Here is a 16,303-nt window from a genome sequence, read left to right on the forward strand (position 1 = left end):
TGATCTATCTGCTCCGGAGATCGGGAATACGAAGTTTTCGGACAAGGACAATTGACAATATATGTTGAGGAGGGAAAAATCATGGCAAATAAATACGCCGGTACACAGACCGAAAAGAACCTGGAGGCCGCATTCGCAGGGGAATCTCAGGCAAGAAACAAATATACTTATTTTGCTTCCAAGGCGAAAAAAGAAGGTTATGAGCAGATTGCTGCCCTCTTCCTTCATACAGCTGATAATGAAAAAGAGCATGCCAAGTTATGGTTCAAGGAGCTGGAAGGCATCGGCGATACGGAAGAAAATCTGGAGGCCGCTGCAGAGGGCGAGAATTATGAGTGGACCGACATGTATAAAGGATTTGCTGAAACTGCAGATGCGGAAGGTTTCCATGAGCTTGCTGCAAAATTCCGTTTGGTAGCTGAAATCGAGAAAACACATGAGGAACGCTATCGTGCCCTGCTTCATAATGTCAAGACAAAGGAAGTCTTTGAAAAGAGTGAAGTTAAGATCTGGGAATGCCGGAACTGCGGTCATATCGTAATCGGCACCAAAGCTCCGGAAGTATGCCCGGTATGCAAGCATCCGCAGAGCTTCTTCGAATTGCAGGCAAAGAATTATTAAGAGTCCACACATAAGCACAAACAGGTGTCAAAAGTCTGAATAAGACATAAACAATCATTCCTATATAAAAAAGCCGGGGTCCTTTAATGACCCCGGCAAATTTTATGCTCTTCTCTTCTTTTTAGAATTGGAAAGCATCATTGCGGCAAATTTTATGCTCTTCTCTTCTTTTCAGAAATCATCATTGCGGCAAATCCAATAATAACAAGTGCTATTGGCATGCCGGCAGCTTTTCCTTCCCCAGTCTTGGGCGAAGTCTTTGTTCCTTTCCCGGTTACCGGGCTTGCTAAAATAGCAAACGGCGACAGGGATGTCGTCTTTACGGTAAGACCTTCCTTCGTCACTTCCGGTTTCAGCGTTTCTAAGCTTCCATCGTCTTTCAGATGATAAACCAGGAAAGTATAACCCTTTTCGGATGTCCCTTTCGGGAAATCCAATGTGACTTCGATTTGTCCATTCACGGAAAGTTTTTCCTTGTCTTGATCTGTCAGATATACTTCAACCACGCTGAGACTTCCATTCGAAGGAATCTTGATACCTTTCTCTTTCAGAGCCTTCTTTATGCGTTCTGAAGCTTTTTCATAGATATCGCCGGAAGTGACAGCAATGGCTTTCACATCCGAAAGAGCTACTTCTTCGCCCTTTTGATTTTTCACTATCGTATCCGAAGATAGCTGTATTCCTTTGAGGCCGGACAATTTTTCATTCGATTCGTTTACCATCGGAATGGTCAACATTTCCACTTTTGTCTTAGACGGCTCCTCCGGAGCGGGCTTGGTGAAGTCGGTCTTAAGTCCCTTCGTTTCAACTCCCGTCAGAGCCAGATCCTTGGATGGCAAACCTCCAACCAGGCAGGCGTTCTCCTTACCGATGGTCTTGATTGCAAGATCGGTAAGTTCCAGAAGACCGTTCATACGGATCGTCCCATCTGCATTCCGGCTGACAGGAGTCTTAGAAAACGTATGCTTTGTCAAATCAAAGCCGGTCGCATCCGACTTGAACCATGCGTCACTTACCTCTTTCGAAGCATCGTGAGCGGCTTTTGCATCCTTCCAGAAGAAGTTGGATGCCTGATAGATCTTCTTAATATCCTGACTTCCCTTGGGCTTGATGGTCTCTGCAATGTCTGTTCCCTTGCGATAAGAAATAATTCCCCTGGCAGAGAAGTCCGTGTTTTTCGCATCCGTTGTATAGAGTGCAACATTTGAGCCGCCGTTATTGAAAGATATGCTGTTCTCGATCTCTATATCCGGGCAGCTGTTCGAATCGATTCCCTTGGCCTTGTTATTAAAAGCAACAGAGTTTACCAATCTGTGGTGACCGCTCAAGCTGGATCCACCCATCTTGAAGCCGTTGCCGTTTCCTTCGTCTGTGCCGTCTAGGCCATAACCATTTCCATATGCAAGGCAGTTTTTGATCGTAACAGAACCGATGGAACCGGTCTCCGGCTTTGCAAAGAGATCCCATCCGTCATCTGCATTGTTATAAGCAATACAGCCGTCAAAAATATTTCCCTCTCCAATGGTAAGCTTTGCTGCAAAACCATCGGCATCCTCATATCCTGCATCCGCATTTGCATAAGATGTGCAATTCAGGATCAGATTATGGGCCGGCCACTCTTCTTTTGCCTGCTGGTCGCCGATTCTGGAAATCTGGATACCGGTATTTCCATTATGATATGCATGAATCCGGTCTAAGGTATTAAAGGATCCGCTGACATGGATGCCATCCTTACCGTTCGGGGCATTTGTGACATCAAAGCCGGACAGATACCAGTAATCACCCGCGATCTCCAGGCCAATCGTATCCTTTGCCTGAGAGAAATCCAAGACCGGTCTGGATTCTTTAGAAGGATCTGCGATCATTTTGATCGGCTGATCCTTCGTGCCGTTCGTTCCGAGAGGGATCATAAGGCCACTCTTTAAATCATAATGGCCCGGAAGCAGAACGATCGTTTGACCGGGTGCTGCATATTTCACAGCATCATAGATGCTTGCCGGACTCTTCTTCGTACCCCTTCCCTTTCCGTCAGGACCGACATAGATCAGATCTCCGTCGTATTTGTAATATGAAACAGAAATCTTCGCCGTGTTCTCCTTGTAATTCGAAAGGACCGAGAATTTGTCCGGCTGATAGCCTTCATTCGGCTGGCTTACCGCCGTGAAAGTATTCTTGCCCGCTTCCACTTTGACAGGAAAACGAGAAACCTCGCCTTTATGAACCTCTCCAAAAGCTACTGCCTCACCAGAAGAATTCTTCACCGTCACCTTACCGTCATAATTACTGAGCAGGCGAAGGGTATAATCCGAACCATTCGAAGAAGCAGGGGAAACAATATTGAAAGAAGGGGTGATCTTCTTCATCTCGATTTTCTCAGCAGGAGCATCCTCTTTCGGATCACGTGTTGTAAGAGAAATATTCTTCGCCGTTACATCGCAATTTCTGGAAGCGAAAATACCGGCATAGACATAGTCGGGATCCAGCTTTTCCAGAGCCTTTGTATCATAATACTTCTGGGTCTTAGTCTTCCCGGACGGGTCTGTATAGGAGACAAAGTAACCCGTGTTATTCTTCTGGATCTGCAGTTTGAAACTTGTGTACTGTGCCAGATCCGGTCCGGCTCCGGCAGAGGAAGTATCACGATTTCCGACGATATTATAGGTCCCTGCAGGCTGACCGCTCTGTCCGGCCGCAGTCTCAAGCGTAGACATCTTACTGGTAAAATCTCTGTTCACGACCGTCGTATCGTTATTATTCAAAGCTGCCAGATTTTCCTTCGTGACACCGGACTTCTCCTGGGATCCTACGCCAAGCTTCATGGTGTATTGAGGAAATGCGGTATTATCTGTCGCACTTTCCTTGTCCTTATCATAGTTGTAAAGGACTTTGGTAACGCTGGCCATATAGGAATTGTTCCAGAAAACCGAGGCATCGCCATTTTCCCCAATATCATCCGAAGCCATGAGGCCAAAACCTTCCTGACCGTTGGAGTACTTCCAGGTGTTGACGTTCACATCCGCAGACAGCGTAAAGTTCTGGTCTGACGGTACTTTGGTATAGTAGAAAGAAAGACCATCCGTCGAGGCAGGAACCAGTTTTCCCTTTCCATTGATGTCGTAGACACGAGCAGAATCATCGCTAATCTTCTGATAACCACAATCCTTGGATGAGCCGGAGACTCCCTGACCAAATGCGGAGTATAACCAGGTAGCCTTCCACTGATCGTTAACCTGATGTCTCATCGGATCCGATACCGATTGATCATTTCCTCTTTCCGCAGTTACCTGGAAATAATAGTCCTTGCCAGTTTGCGGCACAGTCAATACGACAGAGTTTCCCTTGGAACTCTGGCCCTCTGTATAAGTCTTTCCATCCGTAGAATAAGAAACAAGGTATCTCTCAGCTTCTTTTACGCTGTCAAAAGTCACTTCAACCTTGCCGCCGCCCTTGTCCGTAACTGCTGTAATGGAAGGCTTGGAAAGAGGGAGAACAAAACCCTTCAAGGTGACACTCTCTCCCCGCTTATCTTCCATTTTTTCTCTTTTCAGAACCGGCTCGAAGGTATAGTCGCCTGATCTTAATGGCTGATAGCTTATGGATCCGGACTCTCCATTTGCCTTCGTTGTAAGCGTATCAATGATCTTTCCATCCAGAGAAACATTGACATCCAGCTTCTCTGCTCCCTGATCACCGATCGAAGCGGTATAGTTTATTGTTACTTTGTCTCCATTTACAGTAGGGCTTTCCAATTTCGGGGCAGCCACTTTGTCCCAGTTAATGGAGGGACTACCCTTGGTCAGGCTGATCCCATAAACTTTCGGCTTACTTCCATCGAGATAGAAATAATAGGTCTTTTGAGCTGTCAGCCGGAAAGAATAGTGGTCTTCTGTCAGAAGGCTTCCATCCGAATTAAAGTCTTTTTTCGTATCTTCCTCGACAAAATGCCATTTTTTATTCGCTGCCGTTCCTATGGCAAAATAAATCGTACTGTCCGCATTCGCCTTAATTTTAAAAGCAGAGCCACTTGTTGGAATTGCACCGTTATTTGGCTTGGCGTTATTTTTACACTGTATATAGTTGTCATAAGATACGCCGTCGATAGGCTGTTTGCCCTGTTTTACAGACATATCTTCCAGGACGCTAATCGATGCGATCTCATCATCCCCGTATGTCACTCCCTGTTTCAGGCCCTGTGACAGATCCACTGCGGTCTTCTTGTAGGCATTGTCCTCTGCCTTAACCGTGCTCGCAGTGAACATCTGCATCCCTGGTGGCATAACCGCCGGCACGGTTCCTGCTGTAAGCATGGCTGCCAGCAGGACTGCCGAAGCCTTCTTAAGCGACGGATACCTTCGGAACCAACTTTGATTCATTCTCTTTCTTCCCCCTTTTCTAAATGAAACGGCATATGCGAAAGCTTCCTCGTCTTGTCCCAAGTCCGGGAGTGTATCCCCTTACCCAGATTGACCGAAAATACATGTGTTTAGTGTAACCGCTTACATTTTTGGTCAAAAAAATACTTCAAATCTTAAAAAAGGCAACAAGCTTTTGCATCCTTCCTGATCAGCCGATCAGGCCTGTTAACAAAATGTAGTCTAGCATTTCATAAAGGAAAATAAAAGATAAGACTGTAAATTTTATATTTTGTACGGTTTTGTATATAAGATTTTGTGCAAATTTACAAGTGGACCACTTGTGCTTAAGATCAAATGAAAGTGGTTACATATTTAGCTCTTCATCATTCGATACCATATATATAAAGCTTAGAATTTGACCGATTGACCTTCTTTCAATACATTTTAACCTTTATATTGACTTGAATGGAATTCATCATTATAATGAATCCAATTCAATCTATAAGGTATTCTGTTTTTTCAAATACATAAAGCAGAGAAGAAAATATTATGAATGATAGGATTTGCGAAAAAATACTTGAATCTTATTCCGGTTATTACGATATCGATCGCAACGAGGAATTCGGTTCCACCGGATCTGCCTCGGAAAATCCGGCGCCAGATTCTCTGGTCGCCAGAATGGATCTCCATATCAAAGAATCTTCTTACGTTCTTCTAAAGAGAAATGTACTCTGGGAGGCCGGCAGCCATGAATACGCCTACCTCTTCAGGGTAAAGACCTTAACTTCGGATGATTATCAAAAGCTTGAGACATATGTCCTTTCGAACGGGATGAAGAGAATCAATCCGGGTCCCGGACACAAGTGCTCCATCCTCAGTATGATTATTATTGCTGATCATGCTGACAGTGGGGCAATCTCCCGAATCCGGCGCTGCCGGATTCATAAAAGTTTCAGATTTGCTCTGGATGGCTGGATGGATTTCCGTACCGGATTGGCTGTTTTATCTACCGGAAAGGCTTATTCCAATATGTCCGGTCATGAGAACCGCGGATTTCTAAAAAAGATTTTAAAGAATGCTCTTTAATATCGAGCTTAGCGGATGCGAAAATTTCCTGGGTTTACCAATGAAATGAATTTCAAATCCGTAATATGTAATATTGCAAAAATCCACACATCTACTGTAGTGTGCGTTTTTGAATCATACATTGTAGTACTAAGGAGGATTAACAAATGAACGCTGCATTACTATTGTTGATCGGCATAGCGGTCCTTGTTATGGGATACCTGTTCTATGGCAGATGGCTGGCAAAGACCTGGGGTATCGATCCCAGCCGTCCCACGCCGGCTCATGAATTTGAGGACGATGTAGACTATGTCCCGGCGAAGACACCTGTGCTTCTCGGACATCATTTCTCATCCATCGCAGGAGCAGGTCCTATCACAGGTCCTGTTCAGGCTGCAGTCTTCGGATGGGTGCCGGTTATGCTCTGGATCCTTGTCGGAGGTATTTTTTTCGGTGGTGTCCACGATTTCGGAGCCCTCTTTGCATCACTAAGGCATAAAGGTCAGTCCATCGGTGAGATCATCGCAGATACTATGGGATACAAGATGAAGAAGCTCTTCTGTATCTTTACTTATCTCACACTTCTTCTCGTGGTCGCAGCCTTTTCTTCCATGGTTGCCGGAACATTCACTGCTACCTATACAAAGTCCGGTGTACTTGACAAGGCTGCCAGCGCAACAAACGCTTCCACAGCCATGATCTCATTACTCTTTATCGTGATGGCCATCATCTTCGGCTTCATGATCTATAGAAGAAATGCACCTCTTCTGGTATCAACAATCGTTGGAATCATCGGAATCGTCGCAGTTATCGTTATCGGTCTAAATTTCCACCCCTTCTATTTCAACGAGAAGGTATGGATGATCGTTATCGGAGTCTACATTGCCGTGGCTTCCGTCGTGCCGGTCTGGATTCTTCTTCAGCCGAGAGATTATCTGAGCTCGTTTTTACTTTATTTTATGATGGCTGTAGCGGTAATCGGAATCTTCGCATCCCACAAGGATATGTCCATGATGCCTGCTTTCACCGGTTTCTACAATAAGACGCAGGGCTATCTCTTCCCGGCACTCTTTGTTACGATCGCTTGCGGAGCAATTTCAGGTTTCCATTCACTCGTCTCTTCAGGCACGACATCGAAGCAGCTGGATAACGAAAAACATGCTCTGCCCGTCGCCTATGGTTCCATGCTGATCGAGTGCGTGCTCGGTCTCTGCACCATCTGCGCAGTCGGTTATTACTGGAGCAAATATTCATCGGGCCAGGTTACAAACCCCATGCAGGTTTTCTCCATGTCCATAGCCGCCATGATAAGCACCATCCCCGGACTGAAGGGTACTCAGGCAGTATGCCAGAGCCTTCTCATCCTCGCGATCTCAGTATTCTGCCTGACATCTCTTGATACTTCCACCAGACTTGCCAGATACACATTCCAGGAATTCTGGCTGACAGACGGTGAGACCGTAAATGATGTAACAGGATATAAGAAGATTCTTACGAACCCTGTGCTTGGAACAGTAATAACCGTTGTGCTTGGCGTCGGTCTCGGTATGACAGGATATCTGAACATCTGGCCTCTCTTCGGAGCATCCAACCAGCTCCTTGCTGCTGTAGGTCTCCTGGCAGTTGCTACATGGCTTGGTAAAGTCGGCAAGAACAACAAGATGTTCTATATCCCCATGGTATTCATGATGTGCGTCACAGTTACATCACTGATCCAGACCATTTTAAAGAATCATGCAGCACTCGTTGCAGGAAATCCTGTCGGAGGTGCCGGCTGGTGTATCGCCAGATCCGTGATTGCAGCCTTCCTTGTGGTTCTTTCCCTTGTCCTTGCTGTAAACAGTATCAAGACCATGATTGCTCAGTTCCAAGCTAAGAAAGCTGCAAACTGACTGATCACAAACGAACAGATACATAATAAAAAAGTTCCGCTGCGGCGGAACTTTTTTTAATCCAATCAATACAAATGATTATCTACTCCGGATCCATCATTCGGCGGAAGACACGCCAGAAGAATTCCGCAGCGCATGATGAGATTTTTTCTCCTGATACATCAGATCATCGATGTGACGGAAAAACGGATCCACCCCCGGATAGGTATCCGGATGCGTGTGCCCGACTTCTTGCTCAATGTCATTCCCAGAAGAACGATAGAAAGAATCGCCACATATGTATTTAAAATAAGCCAGCCCGGTATACTCATACTACCCTTCTACTCTCCCGATTGCATTCACCTGATTGCACTTTTGTACTGTTTATATCTATTGATAATACCACGATTCCTTTAAATCATCTACTGAGAAGCATGTTTACTTGACACTCCTTGTCGATTTCTTCTTTCATTTTTTTCAGGCAGTCCGCAAGCGTGGTGTTTTTCAGTTCTTGCTCGGCCTTTTCCTCTATTTCGCGAAAAACATCCGTAAGCACCGGTTGAATATGACGACCTACAATACATTCATCATTCGGATTCTGATGAATGTCAAACACATGAACTTGCTCCGTCTCAGCAATGGCCTGATATATCCTTAGCAGCGAAAGCTCCTCCGGTTCCACGAGCAGTGTAAATCCGCTTATTCCCTGACGGCTTTCGATGATGCCCTTCTTCTTCAGCAAGCCAGTGATCTTACGGATATAGCTTGCGTTTGTGCCGACGCTTTTCGCTATCTGATCTGAGGTTATAGGCGTCTTGGCTCCGGCAATCATAATCAGCGTATGAATAGCTGATGAGAACCGTGTATCCATTATTCTCCCCTTTCATACGAGATGATGTACTGCACATTTTCCGGAAGTGCGATACCTGGATCAGCTTCAACAAATCGACCCTTATGTCCTTCTTCCTGCATAGTCAAATCAAAATGTGCCAATGCGATACCGACATCCACCTTCTGAATATCACCAATTGGACTGTCCTTCATGGACTTATCTTCATAGAAATGAACCGTATCCCCAATGACAACAGCCCTCCAAGGCTGTTTGTTAGCCGCAGAGGGAGCCCATCTTGCCATCTCCAGAGAATCGGCATAAATACCAGCGGATGAAGCAGTCAGCGGATTCCCATACTGCTTATCGAAAAACAACTGCTCAAAAGGAATCCGTTCATCGGCCTTCAGACCTTTTCGCATCAGGGTTTCACGGATCGATTTTTTCTGCGCAGGGTAACCGACCGGACTTGCAACAGGGAGGACTTCATCGTTCTGAACATTCATCGCTTTTTCAAATGCTGCTCTGCTGAGAGATGCAGCAAGCATTACGGTTCCCAGACCGAGAGATTCTGCATAAAGGCACATCTGCTCAAAGCTGTATCCAAAGCCGATCTCATAATTCTTGCAGCGTTTCACCTTTGCGGCAAGATACAGATCTGTTCCTACAATCACCGGACTGGAAAGCCCATACTCTTTAGCATCAAGCAGGCGAAATTCAACAGGAAAACCAAATGGATTCGTCTGAGATTGAATGTACTGTTCGAGGGCCAGCCTGTCTTCATTCTTAAGAGGTTTTCCGTCGAAGGTCCTCACGCTTTTTCTTTTACGAATCATATCTTTTGCAGAGAATGTCATAATAATCGTTCCTTTCGTACTTGTATCAGATACTAATACAATTTAATGACTCAATGCTCACTTGTCAATATCCGAACATAAAAAAAACGGGTCTAAGCCGCTGATTTTTAAATCATTGTCTTAGACCCAGTTCTGATTTTTAGCTATGGCCCATTCACGGAAATGGGAATTGAAGGCGCAGCGCTGGCCACGATGCCTGGTCTCCTTATGCCTCTTCAATGGCACCGACTGGGCATCCGCTCATGGCATCTGCTGCAGCTGCCTCATTTTCTGCAGCAACCTCTTCTGCGATTGCTTCAGCTACCCCTTCATCCGTCATATGGAATACTTCAGGGCATGTTCCTGTGCAAAGGCCACATCCGATACATCCGTCATTTACTCTATATTTCATCGTTTTCAACCTCCGTATTTTTTGATTAAATCTACTCTTTAACTGATGTTGTTATCTATGTTTTCTTCTATTATTCGAGTGTAAGAAGAAGTGCCATTTTGAACTTCTCTGTTGCCTTCACAGAGTGGCGTCCCCCTTTAGCGAAGTGGAAATTCTCGCCTGCCTTAATTACGTGATCTTCACCTTCATATCCTATCACACCTTCACCATCTAATGCGAAGATGATGGCTTCTCCGGGAGCTGCATGCTCGGAAAGTCCGGTTCCTTTATCAAAGGCCATCACAACAAATTTCATCTTGTCATTGTGAGCTACATCGATGTTGACGATCTTGCCATCCTGATAAGGGATAAGTTCTGCTAATTTGAATACCTCGCCTGCCTTAATTACATTATTCATAATGTCCTCCTTTTGTATCTCGATTTCTGTATAAATCGCACCGCTTGTCGTGCGCATACCCATTGGTGTATCTGTAAGTGTTACAATGCTGTCGCCGACCGTTAGTGTTTTGACATAATGATTGTCGCCGTATACCTCCAGGCTGCCCTCCGCTACCAGGATCAGCTTGTGATAAGGAAATACCTCTGCACTGATATCAGTACCTGCTGCGAGAGAAAAATATATGATGGAATTTCTTCCTTCCTGGATTGCTTTGGAGATTGTGCATCCTTCGACCGTCTGATTGTCCTTGGCGATGGAGAATACCTCACCAATCTTTTCCTTCATGCTCTGCCTCCTTTCTGAACTTCAGGAACTGTTTGCTCCCCTTTGTTCATGAATATGATAACTGAAATCCATCCCTTATTCTGTATCCACAGATACGTTTTGACAGAGTTTTTAGTGTATAATATAAACATCGATGACGAAGGAAGGATAAGATATGGATTACTTACCATTATTAAAAAGCCCGGTTTTCAACGGTTTAACAGCAGCAGATCTGCGAGATGTACTTGATGATACACCTCACCGTATTCAGTGTTATGACAAGGATGAGACCATATTTCTTCAGATGGATACCGCTGACCGTATCGGAATTGTACTGGAAGGACAGGTACAAGGGCAGAAAACCTTTCCGAACGGAAGTATGGTGAATGTTTCGACCCGAACACCCGGTGACCTCATTGGCCCGGCAGCAGTCTTCTCCCGCAGTCACCATTACCCCTGCGATGTGATAGCATCGAAGCCAGCAACAATCATGATGATCAAAAAGGAAGACTTCCTGTCATTAATGCAGAAGGATATACGTATTTTGGAAAATTTCACAACAGAAATTTCCACCGCTACGTATATGCTGCAGGAGCGAATCGAGCTCTTCTCATACAGCGGAATTGGACAAAAAGCGGCCTTCTGGTTGCTGCTTCGTCATAAACAGACTGCCCGTACTACCATTCCGATTCCCGAATCTATAACCAAATGGGCTTTACTGATGAATGTATCCAGACCCTCTCTCCATCGTGAGCTGAAAAAAATGGAATCCAAAGGTTTCATACACCTTTCCACTAAGCAAATAGAACTGCTTGATATAGATGGTCTGCAGGAAATGCTCAGTGATCACTGATTCTTTCGCAGTGCCAAGATTATAGAGATGTTCGAGAATTATGAAAACTCAGCCCACAGGGAATTATCTTCTTTTCCAATATGGGTCGAAATATCTGCGAACAGGGCCTGCATTTCTCGATAGATCCTTGCCAGTTCGGGATCTTCTGCCATATACAGGTACTGTCCCGTCAGGTCATCAATTCGATGGATATACTCTTCTGTCTTTCCATGATCGCTCTGCATGTCCGTAATGACCTTTCGCATTTCATTCTCTTGATATGCCCTAGAGATGAGTAAAGGAAAGACCTCTATTTCTTCTAACTCAAAATGAGTCTTCAGTTCCTTCGACATAGCCCGGAATGCCTGAAAGATCTCTTCGATTTTGGGATCTCTCTTTTTATTTCCTTCTTCATATGTCTTCATTTTATCGAGAATGGTCTTAATCTGAATCAGTTCCTTCTCATGATGGCATCTTTTAATGTCATCAATCTTCTCTTCAAGGGACAGTTCTTCAAAATCCTTTTCCCCTTCCAGACTTTCTCTCAATCGATTTACCATATCCATTGTTATCATTTTTATTTCTCCTTGCCAACTAAGTATCTATTTATATAAATCCATCGATACGGTATTCTCTACGATGACTTAGCAAGGATAATATAGATTGAAAAGCAAGTATGTGGCATATACAACATTTTTACGTCCATTGAAAATACCACGATTCATTCTGTTAACGGTGCCTGTCACCAAGATTCACATCAAGTAAATGCGCACCATGGGTGGACTTTTTTATACACGGAGATAATAACGGTGCCTGTCACCAAGATTTCCTCATGCGCATATCTTGTTGATAAATTGTGCAAATCATGCTATATCCTTCTTATCAAGGAGGTAGTATGTATGTCTAAAGTAAGTACAAATATCAGTCTCGATGCTGATTTGAAGAAAGAAAGCCAGAAACTATTCTCTGATCTCGGAATGGATCTTTCCACTGCGGTGACAATATTTTTGAAACAGTCGCTGCGTGTTCAGGGGATTCCTTTTACCATCACCAGAGAAAATCCTAATACTGAAACGATGGCTGCCATGAATGAGTATTACGAAATGAAGGCGCATCCCGAGAAATATAAGAGGTACTCTTCGTTTCGCAGTGCAATAAAGGATGTGCTGGAGGACAAGGATGCTTGATGTTATTCTCTCCAACCGCTTCAAAAAAGGCCTGTTAACGGTGCCTGTCTCCAAGTTTACTTTTCTATTTTGTTCAAACTGAATGCTATTTGTTCTTAGGTTGCTTGAGACATAAAACTATAGCCCAAAATAAGAATGTTAACCACGCCAAATTACGTGATGTTATAGATAATCCCGTTCTTACAGCACTAGTTATCTTTCCGTTATTAATCTTTAACCCAACAACAATGCTGTCCCCGACATTTTCATAACAATTAATAGTTACACTATCTGCTCTTGCTTTTTCTCCCTCAAACTCTACTGAAATACTTCCACGGCTAAGAATACCTTTCCCTGTATGATGCTTTTGGGTAATTATCGCTTGTGCTGGAATGTAATCTGATTTATTTGGAAGATATTCAAACAAGTAACTAAAATTTGAAATAAGAAAACTAATTAATACAAGGATTGCAATCAAGAGAATATCTCTGACCGGCTTCTTAATGCATGTGACCTTAATAAAAAGGAAAATACAAGGTATTGAAAACAACAGAATTTGCAATAACACTTTTTCTCCTCCCATTAACGGTGCCTGTCACCAAGATTCCGTAAACATAAAAGCCTGTTGAAATTCGCCAAAAACTACAAGCCTCTTATAATACTCAGATAATCCTGTCTTTGGTCTACAACAGCATATATGATCACCTGTTTCTTATTATCATCAACCTTATAAAACACAAAATCTTTATCCAAAATAAGAACCAGGTATCCTTGCCGCTTAAGTATATTATACTTTGGCTCCGTACCAATATATGGATTCTCTCCCAGATTCATAATAGCTTCTTCAAGATTATCCAATTTTTCCAAGGCCACGTCCGTTCCAAAATTCTCTGCAACATGAAGAACGATTTTTCGAATTAAGGAATCTGCTGTGTCAGTTCTTATAACTTCGTACGTCAAGCCTGCCCCTCCTTAAGAAGACTTCTTAAGTCGTCAAATGTATCTTTCATAGGGGCAACTCTTCCATACTTAACATCTTCATCAGCTTCTGCGAGAGTCTCCAAAAGTTCGATCCTTGCTTTCATTCTTTTATACTCTTCATATGCGAGAGTAACCGTATCTCCTCGCCCATTTACCGTAATAATTACAGCTTCATTATCCTCACGGCACTGTTTGGAAATTTCATTATAGTGATTTCGTAAATCTGCAGATGGTCTGATTACCTCTTGCTGTGTAAACATAATTATCACCTCCATTTTGTATAGACACATTATATTATCATTTGTCTATATACACAATGTCCATGGATTGGTTACTTAGGAAACCTTTTAAATATTTAACACGCCGTAAGCAAGAAATCCCCCACCTCTACTTAACGGTGCCTGTCACCAAGATTCCGCATAAAAGAATACCTGTCCGCTCAAGGAGCACTTCTCCGGCGGGCAGGTATTTCTCTTCGACATTTTCCATCATCTACCGCATTATTTTTTCCATTGCCTTGCCTTTTGTCAGCTCATCAACCAGCTTGTCCAGATAACGGATCTTCTGCATTAAGGGATCTTTGATTTCCTGGACCCTGATGCCGCATATACTGCCTGTAATCAGATGGCAATTCGGATTCATCTGCGGAGCCTCTTCAAAAAATGTCCGGTAATCGACTTCTTTTTTCAGCTGCTCCTGCAGCTCTCCTTCTCCATATCCTGTCAGCCAACAGATAATCTCATCCACCTCTTCCTTTGTTCTGCCCTTACGCTCAGCCTTCGCCACGAGCAGCGGGTATACCATGGAAAATTTCATGGCAAATACTTTTTCATTATCCATTTGATCCACTTCCTTCATGCACGATTTCCCATCTGGTGACGCCAGAGAGATTGTCCTGAATCACAAAATACCATCCGGAAGTCTGGAAATCAATATATATTTCTCTGTGAAAATGCCAGAAAGGCAGGTCCGTCACGAACCTGCCTTTGTCTGTTCCTATCGATTTCGTTTCAATTTCATATTCGTTTCAATTTCATTTTAATTTTCGGAGATATTGCTTATTTTCTTTCCTGTTCCGGAAAAATCCGCCGACCACGCCTCCAATTCCCCGGAAGAAATGTCCGTTCACCATGTCTACCATACAATTTACCATTTCCATCGATACCAGGCCGCCGGTCATCTTGGCAATGGCGCGGAATGGCATTATTATACTGGAACATCGAATTCAGATCCAGAACGCCTCCCTCCGCCTGCGATTTTTTTGGCGATGGGACTCTTCGCGGAATACATCTGGCACAGGGCATCGTTGATACCGAGGCTTTTCTGGTTCCAGGAGCCGGAAGGAACCGGATGCCCCAGTATCTCTTCACACGCCTCGTCAGAGACTCCTCGGATGTCCGCCTTGTAATAGCAGCTGCATTTCTCACGATCGTACGGAAGCTGCTCCAGATCTCCCTGCTTCTCCACCGATGCAAAAAGACGCAGATCCCGACAGTTGGATCCGATAACGGTGCCTGTCACCAACGTCTCTCACTGCGGCAGAACTGGAGAGCCTTACGGATGCCGCAAAAAAGCTCTATGTCTCCCAGCCTGCCATCAGCCAGGCGATTCGAAAGCTAGAGGAAGAACTGAATGTAAAGCTTTTTATCCGAAATAAAAGAAGTTCTCTAAAGCTCACGGATGCTGGCAGGGACATTCTTGCCCTTGCCTATAAAATGGCCGACCTTGAAAACAAGCTTTACCAACGCGCCTATGAAGAGAATCACCTGATGGGCGGTATGATCCGCATAGCATCCGTTCCGCTCGGTGTATCTCTCATACTGTCCCATGTGCTTCCCATTTTTAAGAAACAGTTCCCGGAAGTCCAAGTAGAACTTCTTGAAGGATCACCCTTTGAAGTCAAAAACATGGTATTGAATTTCCAGGCAGATATCGGCATCACGACATCGCCCTATCTAGGGCTGTCGCACAAGCTTCTAATGATCGATCACATGGTTTCTATCAGCCGGGATAAAGCAGTCAGAATAGACCTCAGAAAAGAAAACAAAGACCTGATACTATGCCGTGTCGCAAAAGACTCCTGCCAGGAACAGCTTGCAGGCCAGAATGTTGACCTGTCCCATGCTCAGGTAGTAGAAGGCGCCAGCACCCAGATCAATATGATCGAAAACAATAATGGTAAAGGGGTGATCTCGGAATTGATGCTTTCCACCATTCCTAACGAACTTGTCCGTGGATCAGTCCTTCCCAAAATGGAGATTGAAATCAGTCTGATTGCCCATGATTTTAAAGAACTTCCTGCCGCGGCAAAAGAAATCTCCGACATGATACTGCAGAGAGCAATATAAAAGAGGCCTGCCATCTCTGGCAAGCCCCTCATTCACAGTATTTACTTCCAGCTGATCCTGACCTCGTTCCCCGGATGAACCTCGATACCCTCCACGTATTCATCCATTAACGGTGCCTGTCACCAAGATCCTAGCCAATCAGTTCAAAACTGCAATATCTATTTTAGACAATATGTAATGACCTCCGATTTGTAGGTTCGTGGATTTACCTGTATACTACAAGTCGGAAAAGACAAATGGTAACAGGGATTACCGCATACAAATGGAGGTCATCAAATGAAGTA

Annotated in this window: 17 protein-coding genes and 1 pseudogene; 7 read left to right on the forward strand and 11 right to left on the reverse strand. The window is 44.2% G+C overall.

The features are described 5' to 3' along the window. Positions 1-78: 78 nt before the first annotated feature. A complete protein-coding gene (rbr, locus tag ACKX2L_RS03180) occupies positions 79-621 on the forward strand; it encodes a rubrerythrin (RefSeq protein ID WP_497550173.1) in 543 nt (180 codons plus the stop codon). A 152-nt stretch (positions 622-773) separates the two neighbouring features. Here the strand turns inward: rbr and ACKX2L_RS03185 are convergent, their stop codons facing one another. After that, the gene (locus tag ACKX2L_RS03185; protein ID WP_497552592.1) at positions 774-4,994 is read right to left on the reverse strand and encodes a right-handed parallel beta-helix repeat-containing protein; all 4,221 of its coding nucleotides are present in this window, start codon (positions 4,992-4,994) and stop codon (positions 774-776) included. Positions 4,995-5,525: 531 nt separating this feature from the next. Between ACKX2L_RS03185 and ACKX2L_RS03190 the strand changes: the two genes are divergently transcribed. Further along, a complete protein-coding gene (locus ACKX2L_RS03190) occupies positions 5,526-6,062 on the forward strand; it encodes a DUF8052 family protein (RefSeq protein WP_497552593.1) in 537 nt (178 codons plus the stop codon). A 146-nt stretch (positions 6,063-6,208) separates the two neighbouring features. Further along, the gene (locus ACKX2L_RS03195; RefSeq protein ID WP_497552594.1) at positions 6,209-7,933 is read left to right on the forward strand and encodes a carbon starvation CstA family protein; all 1,725 of its coding nucleotides are present in this window, start codon (positions 6,209-6,211) and stop codon (positions 7,931-7,933) included. 397 nt (positions 7,934-8,330) lie between these two features. Here the strand turns inward: ACKX2L_RS03195 and ACKX2L_RS03200 are convergent, their stop codons facing one another. The 4 genes from ACKX2L_RS03200 to ACKX2L_RS03215 all read right to left on the reverse strand — a co-directional run bounded on the left by ACKX2L_RS03200 (position 8,331) and on the right by ACKX2L_RS03215 (position 10,713). Next, the gene (locus ACKX2L_RS03200; RefSeq protein ID WP_497552595.1) at positions 8,331-8,783 is read right to left on the reverse strand and encodes an Rrf2 family transcriptional regulator; all 453 of its coding nucleotides are present in this window, start codon (positions 8,781-8,783) and stop codon (positions 8,331-8,333) included. After that, entirely contained in the window at positions 8,783-9,598 is an 816-nt protein-coding gene (locus tag ACKX2L_RS03205; protein WP_497552596.1) for a nitroreductase family protein, read from the reverse strand. The genes ACKX2L_RS03200 and ACKX2L_RS03205 overlap by 1 nt, the downstream gene beginning before the upstream one ends. A gap of 205 nt (positions 9,599-9,803) precedes the next feature. Then, a complete protein-coding gene (locus ACKX2L_RS03210; RefSeq protein ID WP_497549944.1) occupies positions 9,804-9,989 on the reverse strand; it encodes a ferredoxin in 186 nt (61 codons plus the stop codon). A 70-nt stretch (positions 9,990-10,059) separates the two neighbouring features. After that, positions 10,060-10,713: a cupin domain-containing protein gene (locus ACKX2L_RS03215; protein ID WP_497552597.1), complete on the reverse strand. Its 654-nt coding sequence runs from the start codon at positions 10,711-10,713 to the stop codon at positions 10,060-10,062. Between the two features lie 154 nt (positions 10,714-10,867). On the opposite strand from ACKX2L_RS03215, the gene ACKX2L_RS03220 reads away from it, so the two are divergent. Then, positions 10,868-11,545 carry a Crp/Fnr family transcriptional regulator gene (locus ACKX2L_RS03220; RefSeq protein WP_497552598.1) on the forward strand — a complete coding sequence of 226 codons (678 nt, stop codon included), beginning with the start codon at positions 10,868-10,870 and terminating at the stop codon, positions 11,543-11,545. Positions 11,546-11,583: 38 nt separating this feature from the next. Here ACKX2L_RS03220 and ACKX2L_RS03225 read toward each other — a convergent pair whose 3' ends face one another. Further along, positions 11,584-12,099: a hemerythrin domain-containing protein gene (locus ACKX2L_RS03225; protein ID WP_497549941.1), complete on the reverse strand. Its 516-nt coding sequence runs from the start codon at positions 12,097-12,099 to the stop codon at positions 11,584-11,586. Between the two features lie 324 nt (positions 12,100-12,423). Here ACKX2L_RS03225 and ACKX2L_RS03230 point away from each other — a divergent pair, with 324 nt between their 5' ends. Continuing rightward, a complete protein-coding gene (locus ACKX2L_RS03230; protein ID WP_497549940.1) occupies positions 12,424-12,711 on the forward strand; it encodes a type II toxin-antitoxin system RelB/DinJ family antitoxin in 288 nt (95 codons plus the stop codon). Between the two features lie 85 nt (positions 12,712-12,796). On the opposite strand, the gene ACKX2L_RS03235 is transcribed toward ACKX2L_RS03230, so the two are convergent. The 5 genes from ACKX2L_RS03235 to ACKX2L_RS03255 all read right to left on the reverse strand — a co-directional run bounded on the left by ACKX2L_RS03235 (position 12,797) and on the right by ACKX2L_RS03255 (position 15,192). Beyond that, entirely contained in the window at positions 12,797-13,273 is a 477-nt protein-coding gene (locus ACKX2L_RS03235) for a hypothetical protein (RefSeq protein WP_497552599.1), read from the reverse strand. 59 nt (positions 13,274-13,332) lie between these two features. Continuing rightward, positions 13,333-13,650, reverse strand: a complete 318-nt coding sequence (locus ACKX2L_RS03240) for a type II toxin-antitoxin system RelE/ParE family toxin (RefSeq protein ID WP_497552600.1) — start codon at positions 13,648-13,650, stop codon at positions 13,333-13,335. Then, positions 13,647-13,931, reverse strand: a complete 285-nt coding sequence (locus ACKX2L_RS03245; protein WP_497552601.1) for a type II toxin-antitoxin system Phd/YefM family antitoxin — start codon at positions 13,929-13,931, stop codon at positions 13,647-13,649. Before ACKX2L_RS03245 ends, ACKX2L_RS03240 begins: the two co-directional genes overlap by 4 nt. Before the next feature lie 232 nt (positions 13,932-14,163). Next, positions 14,164-14,511: a DUF2200 domain-containing protein gene (locus ACKX2L_RS03250; RefSeq protein WP_497552602.1), complete on the reverse strand. Its 348-nt coding sequence runs from the start codon at positions 14,509-14,511 to the stop codon at positions 14,164-14,166. A gap of 366 nt (positions 14,512-14,877) precedes the next feature. Next, positions 14,878-15,192, reverse strand: a complete 315-nt coding sequence (locus ACKX2L_RS03255) for a hypothetical protein (RefSeq protein WP_497552603.1) — start codon at positions 15,190-15,192, stop codon at positions 14,878-14,880. Positions 15,193-15,215: 23 nt separating this feature from the next. Here ACKX2L_RS03255 and ACKX2L_RS03260 point away from each other — a divergent pair. Then, positions 15,216-15,350: pseudogene (locus ACKX2L_RS03260) on the forward strand (LysR family transcriptional regulator); the annotation flags it as partial. A 90-nt stretch (positions 15,351-15,440) separates the two neighbouring features. Then, a complete protein-coding gene (locus ACKX2L_RS03265; protein WP_497552604.1) occupies positions 15,441-16,019 on the forward strand; it encodes a substrate-binding domain-containing protein in 579 nt (192 codons plus the stop codon). Positions 16,020-16,303: the final 284 nt, after the last annotated feature.

This window comes from Porcibacter vitabionis (genome assembly GCF_046263795.1).
GTDB lineage: Bacteria > Bacillota > Clostridia > Lachnospirales > Lachnospiraceae > Lachnocurva.